Origin of the sequence: Streptomyces sp. MNU76, assembly GCF_020982545.1 — a bacterium.
In the GTDB taxonomy this organism is placed as follows: domain Bacteria; phylum Actinomycetota; class Actinomycetes; order Streptomycetales; family Streptomycetaceae; genus Streptomyces.
Map to the genome: position 1 here is coordinate 1,239,984 of NZ_JAJKLK010000003.1, position 17,201 is coordinate 1,257,184.

Genomic DNA, 17,201 nt, shown 5'->3' on the forward strand with positions numbered 1-17,201 from the left:
GCCTTCGGAGTTCCCGGGAAGGGCCGCGGGCGCGGGCCGGACCGCTGGGGGCCACTTCCGGTTCGAGGACTTCCGGGTGTGGAGGCTCCACTGACGGGGCCCGGGTATTCCGGGTTGACCGACACTTGACACGTGGTCTATCTCACCGTCCGTCAAGCCCTTATTACGGTCGCGTAGGTCACACCCGAAGGTGAATCATGGCCCGATGTGACAGACGATTCGAAGGACAGCAGAGCAATGGTCGGGTCGTACGTGGCGCTGGGGGACAGCTTCACCGAGGGCGTCGGCGATCCCGGACCCGACGGGCGGTTCGTCGGCTGGGCCGACCGGTTCGCGGTGCTTCTCGCGGACCGGTTGCCCGAGGGCGACTTCGACTACACCAACCTGGCCGTGCGGGGGAAGCTCCTCGACCAGATCGTGGAGGACCAGGTGCCGAGGGCGCTGGAGCTCGCCCCCGATCTGATCTCCTTCTGTGCGGGCGGCAACGACATCATCCGGCCGGGCACCGATCCCGACGAGGTCGCGGAGCGGTTCGAGCGGGCGGTCGTCCGGCTCACCTCGGCCGTCGGCACGGTCATGGTGACGACCGGGTTCGACACCCGTGACGTGCCGGTGCTGAGGCATCTGCGAGGCAAGATCGCCACGTACAACCTGCATGTCCGGGCCATCGCCGACCGGTACGGGTGCCCCGTGCTGGACCTGTGGTCGCTGAAGACGGTGCAGGACCGGCGGGCCTGGGACCTGGACCGGTTGCATCTCTCCCCGGAGGGGCACACGCGGGTCGCTCTGCGGGCCGGGCAGGTGCTGGGGGTCGAGGTCCCCGCGGATCCCGATCAGCCGTGGCCGCCGTTGCCGCCGCGCGGAACGCTGGAGATGCGGCGGGACAACATCCAGTGGGCGCGGGAGTATCTGGTGCCGTGGATCGGCCGGCGGCTGCGGGGGGAGTCCTCCGGGGACCATGTGTCGGCGAAGGGGCAGCTGTCGCCGGACGACATCAGGTTGCGGATCGAGACGGTGGCTTGAGGGCAGAGTTCGTGGCTTGAGGGCCGAGCGGTGGCCTGAGAAACCCAGGAGGCCTCAACCACCGGTTCCTCTCGTATACCTCTCCGTCTTGCTTGCCGGACTGTGCCCAGGCCCGAGCCGTGCGGTTGGCCGCGTCGGGCGATCTTCGGAAATGATGCCGCGCTCGCGCAGGGCGGTGGTGGCGAGGAACGCCCCCCACATGCAGGTCCCGGGCGGACCTTCGGGTTCATGATTCGGGTTCATGAGATGAATGGGCGGCCTTCGTGGCGCTAGAAGGACGCCAGCAGGCTGTCGAGGGCGGCCCGTTGATGGTCCGGCGTCGCGGTATGGGGTACGAGCAGCGCGTTGACCTGGAAACCGGCCAGCACCGCGAGCAGCGCGTCGGCGCTCCGCTCGTCCGGCGCGGCGCCCCGGATCTCGCCGGCCGCCCTGGCTTCGGCCAGACAGTCGGTCATCCGCTGCCGCCACCGGTGCACGGCGGTGACGTGGACGGTCGCCATCCGCGGGTCGTGCAGGGCACGGCCCCAGAACGCGACGACGACCCGGGCCTCCAGAAGCCGTGTCTCGTCCAGCGGCATGATCTCGTGGCACAGCCGACGCAGCGCCACGAGCCCGGTGGCGTCGCCGATGGCCCGCTCGGCACGCACGTCGGTGCTCTCGACCGCGTACTGGAAGGCCGCCAGCAGGATGTCGTCCTTGCCGCGGAAGTACGGGGCGAGGGCCCCGTTGGCGTACCCCGCCTCGGCGGCGAGATCGCGCATCGTGACCGCGTCGAGCCCCTCGCGGGCGATCAACGCCCACACCGCCGCGACGATCTCACGACGGCGCGCGTCATGGTCGACGATCTTCGGCATGAGCCCGCCGACTCCCTTCCTCCGACGGGACCGGCGCCCGCCTGTGCCGCTTCACCATGCCATGGCGGTCATCGCCGCGACCATGAGGACCGCCGGCGCGTCCTGCCGTCGCGCCGACGGGCCGTGTCCACCGCGTAGTTGAGAGAACATCACGGTTCCCGCCCGCGTCGCCGCCCAGCAGCCGGCCACGAGCAGCGCGAGCCCGCCGCCCCCCGTTCCGGCACCGGCTCCGTGGTGCGGCACGGCCGTTCCCCACGGCAGGGCCGCCGCCGTCAGCAGTGCCATCGCCGCGAGGTCGGCCGTCTCGGCGGCTCTGCCGCGCCCCGGGCACCCCGCGCACAGCCGCCACACGGCGGCCGCCGCGACGGCGGCGGTACCGGCGAGCGCCGCCCCGCCCGACCGCTCGCCCGGCAGGACCATCACGGCCATCACCACCGTGACGACGGCGTGCGGCCCCCAGCCGCGCACCGGCCCCGGCAGATGACCGGCCAGGCAGACCGCCGCCGCCGCCAGACCGGCCACCGCCAGCAGTTCATGCATCGCAGCAGCCGTGGGAGACGGCCGCGGCCGGTGGGACGTCCAGTGTCGGGTTGCGGTCGAAGAAGCCCGTCGGGGTGAGCTTGAAGCCCGTGTGGTCGACGGGCATGATCGGCCAGTCCTCCGGGCGGGGGGCGTGCGTGAGGCCGAAGGTGTGCCACACGACGAGCGACCGGCCGTCGAGGGAACGGTCCGCGGCCGTGTAGGCGGGCAGGCCCGCGCCGCCGGGATGCTGGTTGACGAAGTCGCCGGCGGGGTAGCGCTCGCCGGGATCGTAGGCGGTGACCCACAGATGCCGGGTGGCGAAGGCGGCGCGGGCGGCGATGGACGAGCCCGGGTCGGCGAGCAGGGTCGGCCTGCCCTCCGGGTGGAGGGTGTACCCGACGGGCGTGCCCAGGGAGTTGAGAGACTCGGGGTTCGAGATGTGCCACACCCGGCCGACGGCGAGGTCGGCGTCCCGCTGGGCCTCCGACTCGGTGCGCAGCGGTGTGCGCCGGAAGGTGAACGCGTTGCCCCGCGGGTTGTCCGGTCCCATCGGTACCCGGACGGCGTCGATCTCCTCCACCCGGTTCGCCGGGCCGTCGACGGCCATGTCCAGGCGGGCGCAGAACAGGTGCTGGTGGTATGGGGCGCCGAGCCCCGGGGCGACCTCGGAGGCGTACGGGTAGCCGGGCCCCGGGTAGGCGGAGGGGAAGACGATGCCGGTGGCCTTCGCCTCGAACTCGATGGCGCCGTCGAGGTAGAGGTACCAGTAGAAGCCGTAGTCGTAGTTGCCGATGGTGGTGAAGAAGGAGAGCACCATCCGGCGCTGGCGGCGGGTCTCGGCCCGGCCGGTCCACAGGTCGGTGTGCTTCCAGAGGATGCCGTGGTCCTCCTCGTGCAGACAGATCGCGTTGCGCAGGGTGCGCGGCGCCCCCGCGTCGTCGGCGATGACGGCGTCCAGGTAGGTGATGTCGCCCAGGCAGTCACAGCCCAGTTCGAGGGCGTTCGCCATGCGGCCGATCAGGAACTCGCCGGTGTCGAAGTAGTTCTGCCAGGAGCGCACCGGCGACGGGTCGGCGTAGGGGACGACCATCTCGGCGATCGACGCGCGGTGGATGACGGGACGGTCGCGCCCCTTGTCGCGGTCGCGGAACGCGATCTGGTGGAGGACCATGCCCTCGCGGGCGTCGAAGCCGATCCGCAGGGACCAGTTCTCCCACTCCAGGAGATTGCCGTCGAGAGTGAAGCTCGGCCCCTCGGGTTGGGTGATCTCGATGGGCTTCTGGCTGGTGCGGCGGCCGGTGACCGCCGGGTCGCCGAAGTCGACGGACACATCGGGCAGCGGCACCGGGTCGAGGTCGATGATCCGGTCGACGGTCCTGTTCAGCACGTCGACGTAGACGACGAGACCGTCGACGGGACATCCCCAGGCGTAGTCCTCCGGCTGTTTCTGGACGAAGGCGAGGCCGCGCAGGACACGGCGTCCGGCCTCGTCGGGGTACTCGTCCGCGTACACCCCGGCGGAGAGCGGGGCGACCCGCACCAGCGCCCCGTCGAGGCCGCGCCGGGCGAGCGCCGCCCGCCATCTCCCGTCGGCGGCCACGATCTCCTCGATCAGATCGAACTCCTCCTCCAAGATGGGGAGTTGCCCGTCCTTGACGGCATCGAGCGTGTGGTCGGAGTCGATCGTGCGGCGGGTCAGCGAGAGCACGACGTCATGCGCGGGCGCCCCCGCCGTGTCGTGCAGCATGACCCGCACACGACGGTCGACGGGATCGCCCGGGGCGTGCGCCATCAGGAGGTCCTTCTCCGGCTCTTCCAGGCCGAGGTACGCGAAGCGGCTGGTGCCGGTCAGCAGGCCGGCTTCGGCGAGGATCGCGCGGGCCGCGGTGATCTCACTCGGGGTGAGCGGTGCGAGGGGTGAGGGGCAGGGAGGTCATCGCGTTCCTTCCAGGGGAGGCCGCCTTTTTTCAACGTGCGTAGATGAAAAACGCGCGGCCCGTGTCCCGTCCAGAGCCCGGCAGGGGCTTTCCCGCCGGGAGCGCCGTGCTCAGCCGAGCCCGTGCACGGAACGCCACCTCGCAGTGCACTGAGCGGCGGAACCGGGGCGACGCGGCACCGTCAGCCGCCCAGGCGCGCGGGCCGCACCGGCGCCTGACCCCGTCCGGCCCGCCGCCGGTAGTCCCGCGGGGTCTCGCCGTAGACCGCCTTGAAGACGCGGGCGAAGTGACGGCCGTCGAGGAGCCCCCAGCGGGCGGCTATAGCGGCCACCGGCTGGTCCCGGGTCGCCGGGTCGGAGAGGTCACGGGCGCACTGCTCCAGCCGTCGGGTGCGGATCCAGCCGGCGACCGTCGTCTCCTCCTGCGCGAACAGCTTGAAGAGATAGCGCCGCGAGATGCCGTGCGCCCCGGCGATCACGTCCGGTGTGAGGTCAGGGTCGGCGAGATGGCGCTCGATGTAGTCGCGGATGCGCAGCATGGTCGCCAGATGGGGTGCCACCGGCGCCGCCCGGTTGAGCCGCTCGCACAGCAGCGCCGTGACCAGGGACACCGCTCCGTCCGCCAGCCGCGACACCTCGGGTCCCGCGCAGTGCGCACTCTGCTCGGTCAGCGACCGCAGGAACGGCGCCACGACCGCGCCCACCCCCTGGTCCGGAGCCATCCGCCGGCCCGTCACCGCACGCAGGGTCTCCGGTCGCAGCGGGATCAGCGGGCGTGGCACCAGCACCAGCACCGTGCTGAAGGGGCTCTCGTAGGTGAAGCCGTACGTGCGCGAGGTGTCGCACAGCGCCAGGTCACCCGGTGTGAGCCGGCTCTGCACGCCGTCCTGCTCGATCACCGCGGAGCCCGAGACCTGGAGGGCCAGCTTGTAGAAGTCCTCCTCGTGGCGCGCGGCCGACGACTCCGTACGCCGTACCCGCAACGGTCCCGCGTTCAGCGAACTCAGCCGCAGCGCGCCGACCCGGCCGGTGGCGGCCGTGCCGTGGAAGACATCGGTGGCCGTCCGCGTGGTGTCCAGCGGCGCGACCATCAGACGGGCCATCTCCTCGACCCAGAAGTCGAACCGCTCGTCCGGGGAGACCTGCTCGGTCGTCACGACGGTTCGCATGGACGCGCTCCATCCGGTCGTTGCTGCTCCGCCACCGTATCGTCAACTCCCCTTGACCGGAAGATCGTTCCCGTCCGCCGGGGCGTACCGGCGGAGCGCTGTCCGTGCCCCCTCGGTTCCGCTCCGTGCATGCAGTGGCGAAAGCGCGTGCACGGCCGCGCACCCTCCCCGGGCCCGGATGGCAGGACAGTGTCCCCCATCACATCCGGACGGCGGTCACCAGGATCCGACACGGTCCCGGCGTGGACGCGACCGTCCTCAGCCTGACGCCCCCTCCCCATGCGGCGTCCCCCGTCCGGGTCCCGTGCCGTGTTCCCCGCCGGCGCGCTCCGTACTGATCAAGGAGTCCCCTTGTCCCAGCAGTCACGCGATCCGGGACACCGCACGCACCTACGCCGTGGTGCGGTCGGTGTGGCCGGCATCCTCTTCTTCGTCCTGTCCGCGCAGGCCCCCCTCACCGGCATCGTGGGCACCCTGCCGGTGCCGCTCGGCCTCGGCAACGGCGGTGGAGCGCCCGCCGCGTACCTCGTCGTCGGCGCCGTCATCGCCGTCTTCGCCGTCGGGTTCATCACCATGAGTCGGCACGTCACGGACGCGGGAGCCTTCTACACCTATGTGACACGCGGGCTGGGCGGGACCGTCGGAGTCGGCGCCTCCCAGACCGCCCTGCTCTGCTACGGCGCCACCCAGGCGGGCATGTACGGCCTGTACGGCGTCGTCGTCAAGGGCCTGGCCGTGCAGTACCTCTCCGTCGACCTGCCCTGGTGGCTCTGGGCGGTGGCGACGATGGCCCTCGTGCAGACCCTGGGCTCGCTCAACATCGAACTCGGCGCCAAGCTGCTGGCGTTCCTCGTCGTCGCCGAGAGCTCGCTGCTCGTGGCGTTCGCGATCCACGAGTTCGTCACCGGCGGAGGCCCCCAGGGGCTGAACCTCACCGGTAGCTTCGCGCCGTCCGCGTTCCTCGCCGGCGCGCCCGGCGTGGCCCTGACCTTCGCCATCGCCTCGATGATCGGCTTCGAGTCCGCGGCCATCTACGCGGAGGAGGCCAGGAACCCCGCGCGCACCGTGCCGAGGGCCACCTACCTCTCCGTCGTCGTCATCTCGGTGTTCTTCAGCTTCGTCTCCTGGATGGTCGTCAGCCACCACGGCGCGGACAGGGTGCAGGACGTGGCACGCGCCGCCCTGCGCGACGGCGACGCCACCTCGGTGGTCCTGGCGCCCGTGACCGACACCCTCGGCCCGTGGGCCACCGACACCATGGCCGTCCTGCTCGCCTCGTCACTCCTCGCGGGCATCCTCGCGTTCCACAACGCGATCAACCGCTACCTCCACTCGCTCGGCTCCACCGGCGTCCTGCCCGCCCGGCTGTCGCACACCAACCGGCACGGGGCGCCCCACATCGCCGGGCTGGCGCAGACCGTCCTCGCCCTGTCCATGGTCGTGCCGTTCGCCGTGGCCGGCGCCGACCCGGTGGTCACCCTGCTGACCTGGGGCGGGGGAGTGGCGGTGCTGTCGCTGCTGGTGCTGTACATCCTCACCTCGCTCTCCATCGTGGCCTTCTTCCGGCGGACCCGCCTGGACACCCGCCCCTGGCACACGCTGATCGCGCCGAGCGTGTCGGTCCTGCTGCTGCTCGGCGTCATGGTCATGGCCATCGCCAACTTCCCCACCCTGATCAGCGCCTCCGGCGGCACCGCCCTGCTCCTGGAGCTGGGCGTCCTGCTGGTGTTCGTCGGCGGGCTCGCCCTGGGCGCCGTACGGGGCGGCCGTCTCGGCGGCGGTGGCGGGCGCCGGACGGACGGCCGGGAGACGGAGCCCGCGCCGCCCGAGGTGCCCTCCTCCCTCTGACGCTCCCCCCTGTGGCGCTCCCGCACCCGAAAGGGGCGGTCTCCTGGAGACCGCCCCTTCTCGCCGCGCCGCGCCGCTCACTCCGCCGGGCCCGAACCGCCCGCCCCGTCAACGGAGTTCGGTTCGATGCCGACGGCGCCGACCGTCTCCCGCCAGGCCTCCAGCCCGGCCTGGAAGGCGACGATGCCGGCCTCCGGCAGGGCGATCTCGATCACCTCCAGGATCTCCCGCGGGGTGACCCCGAGGTCGAGGGCCACCCGGATGTGGCTCTGGATGTGATGCCGGTCCGCGCGCATCACGGTCAGGCTGAGGATGAACAGCAGTTCCTTGGTGCGGCGGTCCAGACTGCGGGGCGCCAGATAGGCCGCCCGGACCAGCTCGTTCGCCGCCCGTAGGACGTCGAGGTCGTACCGCGCCATGACCTTGTGGTAGTCGAGGACGTACCCGCGGTCGCGGGCCATGGCGTCGACGTACTCCTGCGCGGCCGCGGAGGGGGCCGGATCGGCGGTCATCCCCGGCCTCCCCCGGACGGGCGCACATGGACGTGCTCGGTGGCGGGGACGAGGATCCGGTTGGTCTGCCGGACGAGCAGCTCCCGCACCCGGCCGCGGAACGACGCGAACTCGTCGTCCTCCGCCAGCGCGGCGCGTCTCTTGGCGCGGTCCTCCAGGCTCTCGAAGCCCCAGAGGTAGACCAGCGTGTTGAGGTCGCCGACCTCGGTGGTCCAGCAGCCGAGGAGGTTGCCGAGGATCCGCACCTGGGGCTCTCGGCCGTACTCCTCCCACAGCCGCACGTAGTGCGCCGCCGCGCCCGGCTTGAGCAGGTAGTCCCGCTGCTCGACGATCACGAGGCCTCTCCCTCCGGGACGGGCACCGAACGCCAGGCGTCCTTGGACTCCGCGGCCCGCGACGGCGCGATCAGCCGCTCGAACGCGTCGGTCACCGCCCCGAGGTCGCGGGGCACGGCCAGGGCCGCGAGATACCGGTCCGGCCGGACAACGGCGACACCGCCCTCGTGCGCGGCGAACCAGTCCCGCAGGGTGCCGTCGACGTCCTCCACCGTCACCGAGTCCGTCGCCGACGTGCGCCGCTCGGTACGGGACCGGCCCGAGCGGGACTCGACCACCGTGAGGTACCGCGTGCCGATCCGGTCCCAGAAGGTACGGCTGTCGGGATCCAGATGGACGAGCGGATCGGTGCCGTAGCCGATGAGGGCGAACCACTCGCCGAGGGTCTCGTCCAGCGGGACGACCCGCCCGTCGGCGGTCTCCACCCTCGGCTGGACGAACATCCGGCCCACCGGGGAGTTCCGCCGCCCCGCCCGTCGGCCGTGCAGCATGATGCCCTCGGTGTACCGGGGGACGGGCTTGAACCTCATGTGCACCAGCCAGCTGCGCACCGGCGGTGCGACGGTGAGGCCCCGCACCAGCGTGTCGCGCGCCCGGGCCACCGTGGTGTTCGTCGGCGAGAGGAACCGGCCGATGGCGTCCGACAGCTTCACCATCGCGTGGGCGTGCTCACGCCGCTCGGTGTCGTAGGTGGCGAGGATCCGCGGATGGGCGCGACCGCTGACGACGCCGGCCAGCTTCCACGCGATGTTGGTCGCGTCCCGGATTCCCGTGTTCATGCCCTGCCCCGCCCACGGCGGCATCAGGTGGGCGGCGTCGCCCACGAGACAGACCCGGCCGTCCACGAACCGGTCGGCCACCCGCGAGTGGTGTGTGTACACGCGGGCCCGGATGATGTGGAGCGCCGTGGGATCGGGCACATGACTGGACAGCAGCTCGTGCACCTTCTCCGGCCGCAGCATCGCCTCGGCGTCCTCGCCGGGGAACAGCATGAACTCCCAGCGGCGGTAGTTGTACGGCAGGTCCAGGCAGACGTACGGGCGTTTCGGGTCGCCGTGCAGCCCCGTGTAAGGGGCGTCGAGCGGATCGTTGTCGCACTCGATGACCACCCACTTGCGCGGGTGGGTGTCCCCGCTCAACGGGATGCCCAGCTGCTCGCGCACGGTACTGCGGCCGCCGTCGGCGGCGACCACGTAGTCGGCGTGCACCAGCCCCCGTTGTCCGTCGGGCCCGACGACGTGGAGCCGGGCCTCGGTGCCGTCCTGCTCCAGACGCACCAGCTCATGCCCCAGCAGGGACCGCACGCGCGGATAGCGGGTGAGACCCTCGCGCAAGGTGCGTTCGGCGAGTTGCTGCATGAAGATGTTCCGCCGGGGCCAGCCGAACTCCTTGGTGTCCGGCCGGATGTCGGCCAGGCAGTGGCCGTTCGCGGCGAACATCTTCAGCGGCACGTTCTGGATCATGTCACCGAGCATCTCCTCGGCGAGCCCGATGCCCTGGAAACTGCGCAGGCACTCGTCGTCCATGCCGACCGCGCGGGGATAGTCGACGATGTCCTCGCTGCGGTCGATCAGCAGGGTGCGCACTCCGTAGCGGCCCAGGTAGTTGGCGACTGTCACACCGACGGGTCCGGCGCCGACGACGGCCACCTGGGCGCGGTGCACGACGGGTTCGGTCATCGCACGGCCTCCGCGCTCCTGAGGAATCGGGTGAAATGGTGGTGGAAGGGCTCCGGGGCGTCGTCGTGCACGTAATGGCCCGCGCCCGGGACGTCCACCAGCCGGATCCGCGGGTTGCGCAGCGTCATCGCCACCGCCGTGGCGGCGGGCAGGAAGTCGGACTCCCCGCCGCGGACGACCAGGGTCGGGCAGCGCAGCGCCTCGACATACGGCCACAGGTCGACCTGGCGGGCCGGATCCGGGTCGAGGCGGGCCGCCGCGATGCCCGCCAGGTCGAACTTCCAGCGCCAGCGCCCCTGTTCGTCCGGTGTGAGGGTGTGCCGCAGCCTGGATTCGAGGGCCCCTTCGGAGATGTGCGGCCGGATGCTCCGCCAGTACCGGCGGGCCGCCTCCTGGTCGGGGAAGTCACGCGGGGTCTCGGCCACTTCCCTTCTTATGCGCTCGGCGCCCGCACCGGACAGCGAGGAGCCGGGGCCGATGTCCTCGACGACCGCCGCACGCACCCGCTCGGGGTGGCGTGCCGCGTAGACGTACGTGGTGGCGCCGCCCATGGAGTGGCCGAGCAGCACGAATCCGTCCAGGCCGAGGAGGTCGGTGAACTTCTCCAGATCGGCGACGTAGGACTCCGTGTGGTACGCGCCGTTCGGGTCCCAGTCGCTGTCGCCCCGCCCGCGCGCGTCGAGGGCCAGGACGCGGTACCGGTCCTGCAACCGCCCGGCCAGCGGCTCGAACGTCCGGGCGTAGCTGCGCAGTCCGTGCAGCATGACGATCGCGGGCCGGTCCGCCTCGCCCCACTCCACGTAGTGGGCGCGCAGCCCGTTGAGCGTGAGGAACCGGTCCCGCCCGCCGGAGGTGGTGTCGACGGCCATCTCAGCGCAGCCCGTCCTGGCCCTGGACCTCGTCGGCGGCGATACCGCCCAGCCGGGCGTGCAGCCGACCGCGGGTGGCGAACGCGAACACGACGACGACCTCGTCCGGGTTCGGGGCGTCGGAGAAGCTCACCGTGATGGTGTCGTAGTGGGAGCGGACGTACAGAGCGTCCTTGTGGGCCAGCGGAACGTCGAGGACCGTGCCGGGCCCGCCCCGCTTGCCCGTCGACGGCACCCAGGCCCTACCGCCGCCGACCGCCTCGCGCACCGGGTCCGCGAAGACCGCGGTGAGGAAGGCGTTGCCATGCTCGTACTCGCCGGCCGTGCCCACCAGGCACGCCTTTCCGTAGCTCTGGATCGCGAGGCCACCGGCCGCTTCCAGGGCGCGCCGGCCGAACTCCTCACCCAACTTCGGCGAATCGGCCACGATGTGGCCGAGGTCCTGGCTGAACCGCCCGGCGTAGGGGTTGTGGACCGCCGCCGCGATCACGATCTTACGGACGGGGTCGCCGTCCGCGAGGACACCGGTCTCGTTGGCGAGGGTGTCCTCGGTCTGGGTGAACCACTTGCGTATGTGGTACCCGGCGAAGTTGGGCTGGGGCATGGGTCTTTCCTCCGGGTCGGTCAGGGGTGAGTGAGGGACGGTGGGGCGAGTGAGGGGCGGCGGGTCACCCGCGGAGCGGTTCGATCTCCACGGGTTCGCTGGGGGCTCCGTACCGGCCGAGGACGCGCTTGCCCTCCTCGTCGTCGGTGACCGTCTCGTGGAAGAACTCGAAGCGGTTGCCGTCCGGGTCGGTGAAGTAGAGCCCGAAGCCGATCTTGTGATCGGTGGTCTTCACCACGGGCACGTCCTTGGCCAGGAGCATCCCGTACAGCCGCCGCCACTCGTCGAGGTCGCCCTCCACCTCCAGCCCGTAGTGCTGGAGACCGAGGCCTCCGGCGACCGCTCCCTCCTCGGCGCGGATCAGGGCGATGTCGTGGTGCTTCCTGCCGAAGGACAGGAACACCCACTGCGGGCCGCGCGCGGTGACCTCCATGCCCAGGACGTCCTCGTACCACGCGGCCGAGGCCTCCGGGTCGCGGACGAACAGCGACAGATGGGTCCGCCGCACCCGCGGCCGCACGACGTCACGCGGGTCGGCGGGGATCGGCGTGGGCTCCTCGTGCGGGGCCAGTACACGCTCGTCGGGCTCCATGCTCAGTGTCCTTCCGTGGTGGGCGCTACGGCGGGGGTCCAGGTCACATCGGTGATCTCGCTGAACTCGCGCCACTCCTTGCGCCAGCTGCGCCCGGCGTCCGTGGAGCGCAGGAGATGGCCGTACTTCGTGCCCGCGAAGACCAGTTCCGGGTCGGCGGGGTGGGTGCCGAAGGCCCAGACGGTCGAGTTGGCGGGCGTTTCCATCACCGTGTCCTGCCAGGTGCGCCCCAGATCCTCGGAGCGCAGGATCCGGGTGGTGGTGCCGGGGGTGCCGTCACCGATGCCGAGCAGCAGGTCGTCGGTGCCGGGGAGCTGCTTGACCAGCCGGGTGTAGTAGATGCCGAACGTCTTGCGGGAGTCGGTGCGGGTCCAGGTGGCCCCGTCGTCATGGCTCACGAACAGCGCGTTGACGACCGCGACGACGATCGTCTTCGGCGGGCCCTCGAGGACGACGACACAGTGCACGTCCGAGTTGGTCACCCCCTGGGGCAGGGAGGCCGGAGTGCCGTCGATCCGCTCCCAGGTGTCGCCGCGGTCGCCGCTGCGCCACAGGCCGCCCTCCTCGACGCCGAACCACATGTTCTTCGGCTCATGGCGGTCGACGACGCAGGTCAGGATGCGGGGACGGTTGACGCCCGCGCAGAACTCCGGGATCTCGGGCGGCAGTTGCTCCCAGCCGGCGCCGCCGTCCGTGGTGCGGAACATGGCGGCCCGTGAGGGGGCGCCGGTCCCGACGAGCATGGTGTCCGGGTGGGTGGGGTCGATCGCCAGAGACCAGATGGTCCGGTCGTTCATCGGTGAGTCGACACGGTGCCAGGTGACCCCGGCGTCACCGCTGCGCACGAGTCCCGCGTCGGCGCCGGCGAAGACGACCTCGGGCTGTTCGGGGTGGACGGCCAGGCAGCGGACGACGGCGTCGAACTCCAGGGCCTGCCCGAGTCCGAGCCGGGACCAGGTGGCGCCGTCGTCGGAGGAGCGCAGGACGCCCTGGCCTGCGGTGGCGACCAGGATGGTGCCTTCCATGTGGGGTTCTTCCTTTCGGAGCTGCGGAACGAGGGGGTGTGTGAGGGGTGTTGAGGGGCGCGGGGACTGCGGTGGAGACGTCCGGGGGCTGTCAGAGGAAGATGCCGCGGGTGAGGCCGCCGTCCATGCCGAGCGACTCCCCGGTGATCGCGGCGGCCCTGGGGGAGGCGAGGAAGCAGACGGCCTGGGCGATCTCGTCCGCCTCCAGGACCCGGCGGATCGGTGTGCGGGCGACGAAGTCCGCCTCGACCTCGGCCGCGGTGACGCCGCGCTTGGCGGCCTCCTTCTCGTACAACTCGTGGATGTGCTCGGTCTCCACCACACCGGGGTGCAGCGTGTTGACGGTGACGCCGGACGGGCCGAGCTGGTCGGAGAGCACCTTCGTGAGGTGGACGACGGCGAGATTGCGCATTCCGGAGAGCGCGTGGCTGGAACGGCCGGTCAGCCCGCCGATGTTGATGATCCGGCCGTAGCCGTTCGCCTTCATGTGCGGGGTGACGGCCTGCGCGCAGCGGAAGTAGCCGACGACCTTGGTGTTGAGGTCGGCGAGCAGCAGCTCCGGGTCGGCCTCCTCGACCGCGTTGCGCACCAGCCCGGACGGGGCCGCCGCGCCGTTGACGAGGATGTCGACGCGTCCGAACTCGTCGGCCACGCGCCGCACCATGGCGCGCACGGACTCGGTGTCGTCGGTGTCCGACACGAGCGGGACGACCCGGCTGCCGGTCTCCGCCTCCAGCTCCTTGGCGGTACGTTCCAGCAGGGGCAGCCGACGGGCGGTGACGACGACGGTCGCGCCCTCCGCGGCGAGCGCGCGAGCGGTGGCCCGGCCGATACCGAGGCTGCCGCCGGTGACGATGGCGGTCCTGCCATCCAGTTCGAGGTCCATGCATGGCTCCACAGGGGTGATCGGGACATGGGGGTACGACGACGAGGGGGTGTGGAAGCGAGGCGGCACGCGACGTCAGGGGGGACGCTGCGCCGAGGGGCACCCGCAGCCGAGTGCCTGCGGTGGCAAGGGGAATGCGGAATTGCGCGCCTGTGGCGCCGAGGGGCGCGCTGTGCGGCGCGACCGCGGCTGCCCGCCCGGGAGTGGACCTCGGCCTCAGCCTAGGTTGACCCAGACGCTCTTGATCTCGGTGTAGTGGTCGAGCACGGTCCGGCCCATTTCGCGGCCCCAGCCGGACTGTTTGAAGCCGCCGAAGGGCGACGCGGGATCCGTGAGGTTGTAGCAGTTGATCCACACGGTGCCCGCCTGCAGTTCGTCGGCGATGCGGTGCGCGTGGCCCAGGTCGGACGTCCAGATGCCGGCCGACAGCCCGAAGGGCGAGTCGTTGGCCCGCTCGACCAGATCGTCCACGTCGTCCCAGCTCATCGCCGCGAGCACGGGGCCGAAGATCTCCTCCCTGACGATGCGCAGACCGTCGTCGGGCGCCACGAACACCGTCGGTTCGACGAAGTAGCCCGCGTCGTACGGCGCGTCGAGTCCGGGCCGCCCGCCGCCCGCGGCGAGCCGTGCCCCCTGTTCCCGGCCGGCGGCGATGAACCCGGTGACCCGCTCGTGGTGGCGCGCGGAGACCAGCGGACCCATCTCGGTGGCCGGGTCGCTGCCGGGACCGACGACGATGCCGCGGGCGCGCTCGGCCACCGCGTCCAGTACGTCGTCGAAGATCTTGCGGTGCACGTACAGCCGGGAGCCGGCCGTGCAGACCTGTCCCTGGTTGAAGAAGACGGCCTGCGCGGCGGCTTCGGCGACGGCCTCGGGGTCGGCGTCCGGCAGCACGATGTTGGGGGATTTCCCACCGAGTTCGAGGGAGACCTTCTTCAGGTTCCCCGCGGCGGCGCGGACGATGGCGCGGCCCGTCTCCGTGGACCCGGTGAAAGCGATCTTGTCGATCCCGTCGTGTGCGGCGAGGGCGGCACCCGCCGAGGCGCCACGCCCGGTGACGACGTTGACGACACCGTCCGGCACCCCCGCCTCCTGGAGCAGCTCGGCGAGCCGCAGCGTGGACAGCGGGGTCTCCTCGGCGGGCTTCAGGACGACCGTGCAGCCGGTGGCCAGCGCGGGCGCCAGCTTCCAGCACGCCATCGACACGGGGAAGTTCCACGGCACGATCAGTCCCGCCACGCCCACCGGTTGCCGCGTGGTGTAGTTCAGCACGCGCAGTCCACCGCGCGGCGACACGGGGATCGTGCTGCCCTCCAGCTTGCTCGGCCAGCCCGCGAAGTAGCGGAACAGCTTCACGCTGGTGCCCACGTCCACCGCGCGTGCCACGGAGACCGGCTTGCCGTTGTCGCGCGACTCCAGCAGGGCGAGTTCGTCCGCGTGCGCCTCGATGACGTCGGCGACCCGGTTCAGCAGCACGCCCCGCTCCAGCGGGCTCATCCGCCGCCAGCCGGGGTCGCCGAACGCGCGGCGCGCCGCCGTGACGGCCCGGTCGACGTCGGCGGCGTCGCCGTCGGGAACGGTCGTGAGCACGGCGCCGGTGGCGGGGTCGACACTGGCGAACGAGCGGCCCGAGAGGGCGCCGACCCAGTGGCCGCCGATGAGCATGGTCCGCGGCGCGGCGAGGAAGCGGTCTACCGCCCCCGCCACGTCCGCGACCGGGTCTGCTGTGCTGTGCATGGCGGCTCCTCTCACAGGGCCATCTCGATGAGCTGGGGACCGTCGGAGGCGAGCGCGCGGCCGAGCGCGCGCCGCAGTGCCTCACCCGTCTCGACCCGGGTGCCGGGTACGCCGTAGGCGCGGGCCAGCGAAGGCCAGTCGAAGGCCGGCGCGTCCAGGCTGGTCAGCGCCATCGCGTTGGGACCGGGACTGCTCTGGCCGTGCCGGTCGAGTTCGGTGCGCAGCACGTTGTAGACGCGGTTGGACGCGATGAGGGTGACCACGGGCAGCTGCTCCCGTGCCATCGTCCACAGCGACTGGATCGTGTACTGCGCGCTCCCGTCGGACTGGAGGGCGACGATCTTGCGGCCGGGCGCGGCGATCGCGGCACCGACGGCGGCGGGCAGGCCCTGTCCGATGGCTCCGCCGGTGTTGGTCAGGGTGGTGTGCCGGGCGGCGTGCGACGAGGCGGTGAAGAAGGGGTAGCCGCAGGTGCCGCCCTCGACGGAGACGACGGCGTGTTCAGGGAGCAGCGCCGAGACGATGCGGCCGACCGACCGCGGCGTCAGCGCTCCGTCCGGGAGCCCCGCGTCGTCAGGCCGGGCGGGTGACGGCGGTTCGGGCGCTCCCAGGGCGTCCGCGAGGACCTCCAGCGCGTGCGCGCCGTCCTCCTCCGGTGTGCTCAGCACCTCCACGGTGCCGGGGGGAGCGAGCAGGCTCGGGATCCCTTCGTAGCCGAAGTACGACACGGGTTCCAAGGCCCCTGCCAGCAGGACGAGTTGGGCCCCGGCGAGAGCCTCGACCGCCCTCTCCGGGAAGTAGGGCAGGCGGTCGAGGTCCGGGAGACCGCCGCCGCGCTCGGCGGCGGCCGGGAAGGTCTCGCTGTACAGCACCGCCCCGGTGGCGGCGGCGATCCGCGCGGCCGCCCGCTGCCCGCGCTCGTCGAGCGCCGTCCCGCCCAGCAGGAGGACGGCGCGCTCCCCGGCCCGCAGCCGCTTGGCGAGGGCGTCGACGACCTCGGCCGCCACCTCCCGTCGGCGCGGTGTGCCGGGCAACTCGACGTCCACCGGGCCCTCCAGGACCTCCTGCTGGAGGTCGGCGGGGGCGATGAGGGTGGCCCCGCAGCCGGGCGCGGCGCCGGCGGCCCCGATGGCGCGGGCCGTCAGTTCGGCCAGACCCGCACCGGAGGCGGCGGTGCCGACCCAGCCGGAGACGGGGCGCGCCAGCGAGACGATGTCCGAGGTCAGGGGCGCGTCATGGGCGAGATGCCAACTGGCGTGGTCCCCGACGACGTTGAAGACGGGGGAGTGGGCCCGGCGCGCGTTGTGCAGGTTGGCGATGCCGTTGGCGAAACCCGGGCCCAGGTGGAGCAGCGTCATCGCCGGCCGCCCGGCGATCCGGGCGTAGCCGTCGGCAGCTCCGGTACAGACGCCCTCGAAGAGCCCGAGCACCGCGCGGGTGCCGGGGACCGAGTCCAACGCGGCGACCAGCGGCATCTCGGTGGTTCCCGGATTGGCGAAGCAGACGTCCACTCCGGCGGCGAGCGAGGTTTCGACCAGCGCCTCCGCCCCGGTCATGGCGCCGAACCGGTTCGCCTGCCAGACGGTCGTGGCGTGGTTCATGGACTTCCC

The 17,201-nt window shown here is 72.0% G+C and carries 16 protein-coding genes; 2 read left to right on the plus strand and 14 right to left on the minus strand.

Annotated features, from left to right (window positions below; translation table 11 throughout):
• The first annotated feature begins 237 nt into the window (after window positions 1–237).
• Window positions 238–1,023, plus strand: a complete 786-nt coding sequence (locus E4N62_RS11850; protein WP_230214098.1) for an SGNH/GDSL hydrolase family protein — start codon at window positions 238–240, stop codon at window positions 1,021–1,023.
• 269 nt (window positions 1,024–1,292) lie between these two features.
• Here the strand turns inward: E4N62_RS11850 and E4N62_RS11855 are convergent, their stop codons facing one another.
• From E4N62_RS11855 to E4N62_RS11870, 4 genes are all read right to left on the minus strand, one after another.
• Window positions 1,293–1,877 (minus strand): TetR/AcrR family transcriptional regulator, encoded by a 585-nt coding sequence (locus tag E4N62_RS11855; protein WP_230213831.1) that lies wholly within the window; start codon window positions 1,875–1,877, stop codon window positions 1,293–1,295.
• A 51-nt stretch (window positions 1,878–1,928) separates the two neighbouring features.
• The gene (locus tag E4N62_RS11860; RefSeq protein WP_230213832.1) at window positions 1,929–2,417 is read right to left on the minus strand and encodes a hypothetical protein; all 489 of its coding nucleotides are present in this window, start codon (window positions 2,415–2,417) and stop codon (window positions 1,929–1,931) included.
• A complete protein-coding gene (locus tag E4N62_RS11865) occupies window positions 2,410–4,290 on the minus strand; it encodes a primary-amine oxidase (protein WP_230214099.1) in 1,881 nt (626 codons plus the stop codon). The genes E4N62_RS11860 and E4N62_RS11865 overlap by 8 nt, the downstream gene beginning before the upstream one ends.
• A 227-nt stretch (window positions 4,291–4,517) precedes the next feature.
• Window positions 4,518–5,504 carry a helix-turn-helix domain-containing protein gene (locus tag E4N62_RS11870; protein WP_230213833.1) on the minus strand — a complete coding sequence of 329 codons (987 nt, stop codon included), beginning with the start codon at window positions 5,502–5,504 and terminating at the stop codon, window positions 4,518–4,520.
• Window positions 5,505–5,855: 351 nt separating this feature from the next.
• Here E4N62_RS11870 and E4N62_RS11875 point away from each other — a divergent pair, with 351 nt between their 5' ends.
• The gene (locus tag E4N62_RS11875) at window positions 5,856–7,352 is read left to right on the plus strand and encodes an APC family permease (protein WP_230213834.1); all 1,497 of its coding nucleotides are present in this window, start codon (window positions 5,856–5,858) and stop codon (window positions 7,350–7,352) included.
• A gap of 77 nt (window positions 7,353–7,429) precedes the next feature.
• Here the strand turns inward: E4N62_RS11875 and E4N62_RS11880 are convergent, their stop codons facing one another.
• The 10 genes from E4N62_RS11880 to E4N62_RS11925 form a co-directional block, all read right to left on the minus strand.
• A complete protein-coding gene (locus E4N62_RS11880; RefSeq protein ID WP_230213835.1) occupies window positions 7,430–7,864 on the minus strand; it encodes a carboxymuconolactone decarboxylase family protein in 435 nt (144 codons plus the stop codon).
• A complete protein-coding gene (locus E4N62_RS11885; RefSeq protein WP_230213836.1) occupies window positions 7,861–8,199 on the minus strand; it encodes an NIPSNAP family protein in 339 nt (112 codons plus the stop codon). Before E4N62_RS11885 ends, E4N62_RS11880 begins: the two co-directional genes overlap by 4 nt.
• Window positions 8,196–9,878 (minus strand): bifunctional 3-(3-hydroxy-phenyl)propionate/3-hydroxycinnamic acid hydroxylase, encoded by a 1,683-nt coding sequence (locus E4N62_RS11890; protein ID WP_230213837.1) that lies wholly within the window; start codon window positions 9,876–9,878, stop codon window positions 8,196–8,198. The genes E4N62_RS11885 and E4N62_RS11890 overlap by 4 nt, the downstream gene beginning before the upstream one ends.
• Window positions 9,875–10,747 carry an alpha/beta fold hydrolase gene (locus E4N62_RS11895; RefSeq protein ID WP_230213838.1) on the minus strand — a complete coding sequence of 291 codons (873 nt, stop codon included), beginning with the start codon at window positions 10,745–10,747 and terminating at the stop codon, window positions 9,875–9,877. Before E4N62_RS11895 ends, E4N62_RS11890 begins: the two co-directional genes overlap by 4 nt.
• Before the next feature lies 1 nt (window position 10,748).
• On the minus strand, window positions 10,749–11,351 hold the full coding sequence (locus E4N62_RS11900) for an amino acid synthesis family protein (protein ID WP_230213839.1): 603 nt from the start codon (window positions 11,349–11,351) through the stop codon (window positions 10,749–10,751).
• A 64-nt stretch (window positions 11,352–11,415) separates the two neighbouring features.
• Complete coding sequence (locus tag E4N62_RS11905) at window positions 11,416–11,943, minus strand: VOC family protein (protein WP_230213840.1); 528 nt, start codon at window positions 11,941–11,943, stop codon at window positions 11,416–11,418.
• A gap of 2 nt (window positions 11,944–11,945) precedes the next feature.
• A complete protein-coding gene (locus E4N62_RS11910; RefSeq protein ID WP_230213841.1) occupies window positions 11,946–12,968 on the minus strand; it encodes a glycosyl hydrolase in 1,023 nt (340 codons plus the stop codon).
• A gap of 91 nt (window positions 12,969–13,059) precedes the next feature.
• On the minus strand, window positions 13,060–13,854 hold the full coding sequence (locus E4N62_RS11915; protein ID WP_230213842.1) for an SDR family NAD(P)-dependent oxidoreductase: 795 nt from the start codon (window positions 13,852–13,854) through the stop codon (window positions 13,060–13,062).
• Window positions 13,855–14,070: 216 nt separating this feature from the next.
• A complete protein-coding gene (locus E4N62_RS11920; RefSeq protein ID WP_230213843.1) occupies window positions 14,071–15,591 on the minus strand; it encodes an aldehyde dehydrogenase in 1,521 nt (506 codons plus the stop codon).
• An 11-nt stretch (window positions 15,592–15,602) separates the two neighbouring features.
• The gene (locus E4N62_RS11925; RefSeq protein ID WP_230213844.1) at window positions 15,603–17,192 is read right to left on the minus strand and encodes an acetolactate synthase large subunit; all 1,590 of its coding nucleotides are present in this window, start codon (window positions 17,190–17,192) and stop codon (window positions 15,603–15,605) included.
• Window positions 17,193–17,201 lie beyond the last annotated feature (9 nt).

Excerpts from the sequence above, each read along its gene's own strand:
- E4N62_RS11850 (WP_230214098.1), top strand. The coding sequence starts at position 238 with ATGGTCGGGTCGTACGTGGCGCTGGGGGACAGCTTCACCGAGGGCGTC.
- E4N62_RS11855 (WP_230213831.1), bottom strand. The coding sequence starts at position 1,877 with ATGCCGAAGATCGTCGACCATGACGCGCGCCGTCGTGAGATCGTCGCG.
- E4N62_RS11860 (WP_230213832.1), bottom strand. The coding sequence starts at position 2,417 with ATGCATGAACTGCTGGCGGTGGCCGGTCTGGCGGCGGCGGCGGTCTGC.
- E4N62_RS11870 (WP_230213833.1), bottom strand. The coding sequence starts at position 5,504 with ATGCGAACCGTCGTGACGACCGAGCAGGTCTCCCCGGACGAGCGGTTC.
- E4N62_RS11880 (WP_230213835.1), bottom strand. The coding sequence starts at position 7,864 with ATGACCGCCGATCCGGCCCCCTCCGCGGCCGCGCAGGAGTACGTCGAC.
- E4N62_RS11890 (WP_230213837.1), bottom strand. The coding sequence starts at position 9,878 with ATGACCGAACCCGTCGTGCACCGCGCCCAGGTGGCCGTCGTCGGCGCC.
- E4N62_RS11895 (WP_230213838.1), bottom strand. The coding sequence starts at position 10,747 with ATGGCCGTCGACACCACCTCCGGCGGGCGGGACCGGTTCCTCACGCTC.
- E4N62_RS11900 (WP_230213839.1), bottom strand. The coding sequence starts at position 11,351 with ATGCCCCAGCCCAACTTCGCCGGGTACCACATACGCAAGTGGTTCACC.
- E4N62_RS11905 (WP_230213840.1), bottom strand. The coding sequence starts at position 11,943 with ATGGAGCCCGACGAGCGTGTACTGGCCCCGCACGAGGAGCCCACGCCG.
- E4N62_RS11910 (WP_230213841.1), bottom strand. The coding sequence starts at position 12,968 with ATGGAAGGCACCATCCTGGTCGCCACCGCAGGCCAGGGCGTCCTGCGC.
- E4N62_RS11915 (WP_230213842.1), bottom strand. The coding sequence starts at position 13,854 with ATGGACCTCGAACTGGATGGCAGGACCGCCATCGTCACCGGCGGCAGC.
- E4N62_RS11920 (WP_230213843.1), bottom strand. The coding sequence starts at position 15,591 with ATGCACAGCACAGCAGACCCGGTCGCGGACGTGGCGGGGGCGGTAGAC.
- E4N62_RS11925 (WP_230213844.1), bottom strand. The coding sequence starts at position 17,192 with ATGAACCACGCCACGACCGTCTGGCAGGCGAACCGGTTCGGCGCCATG.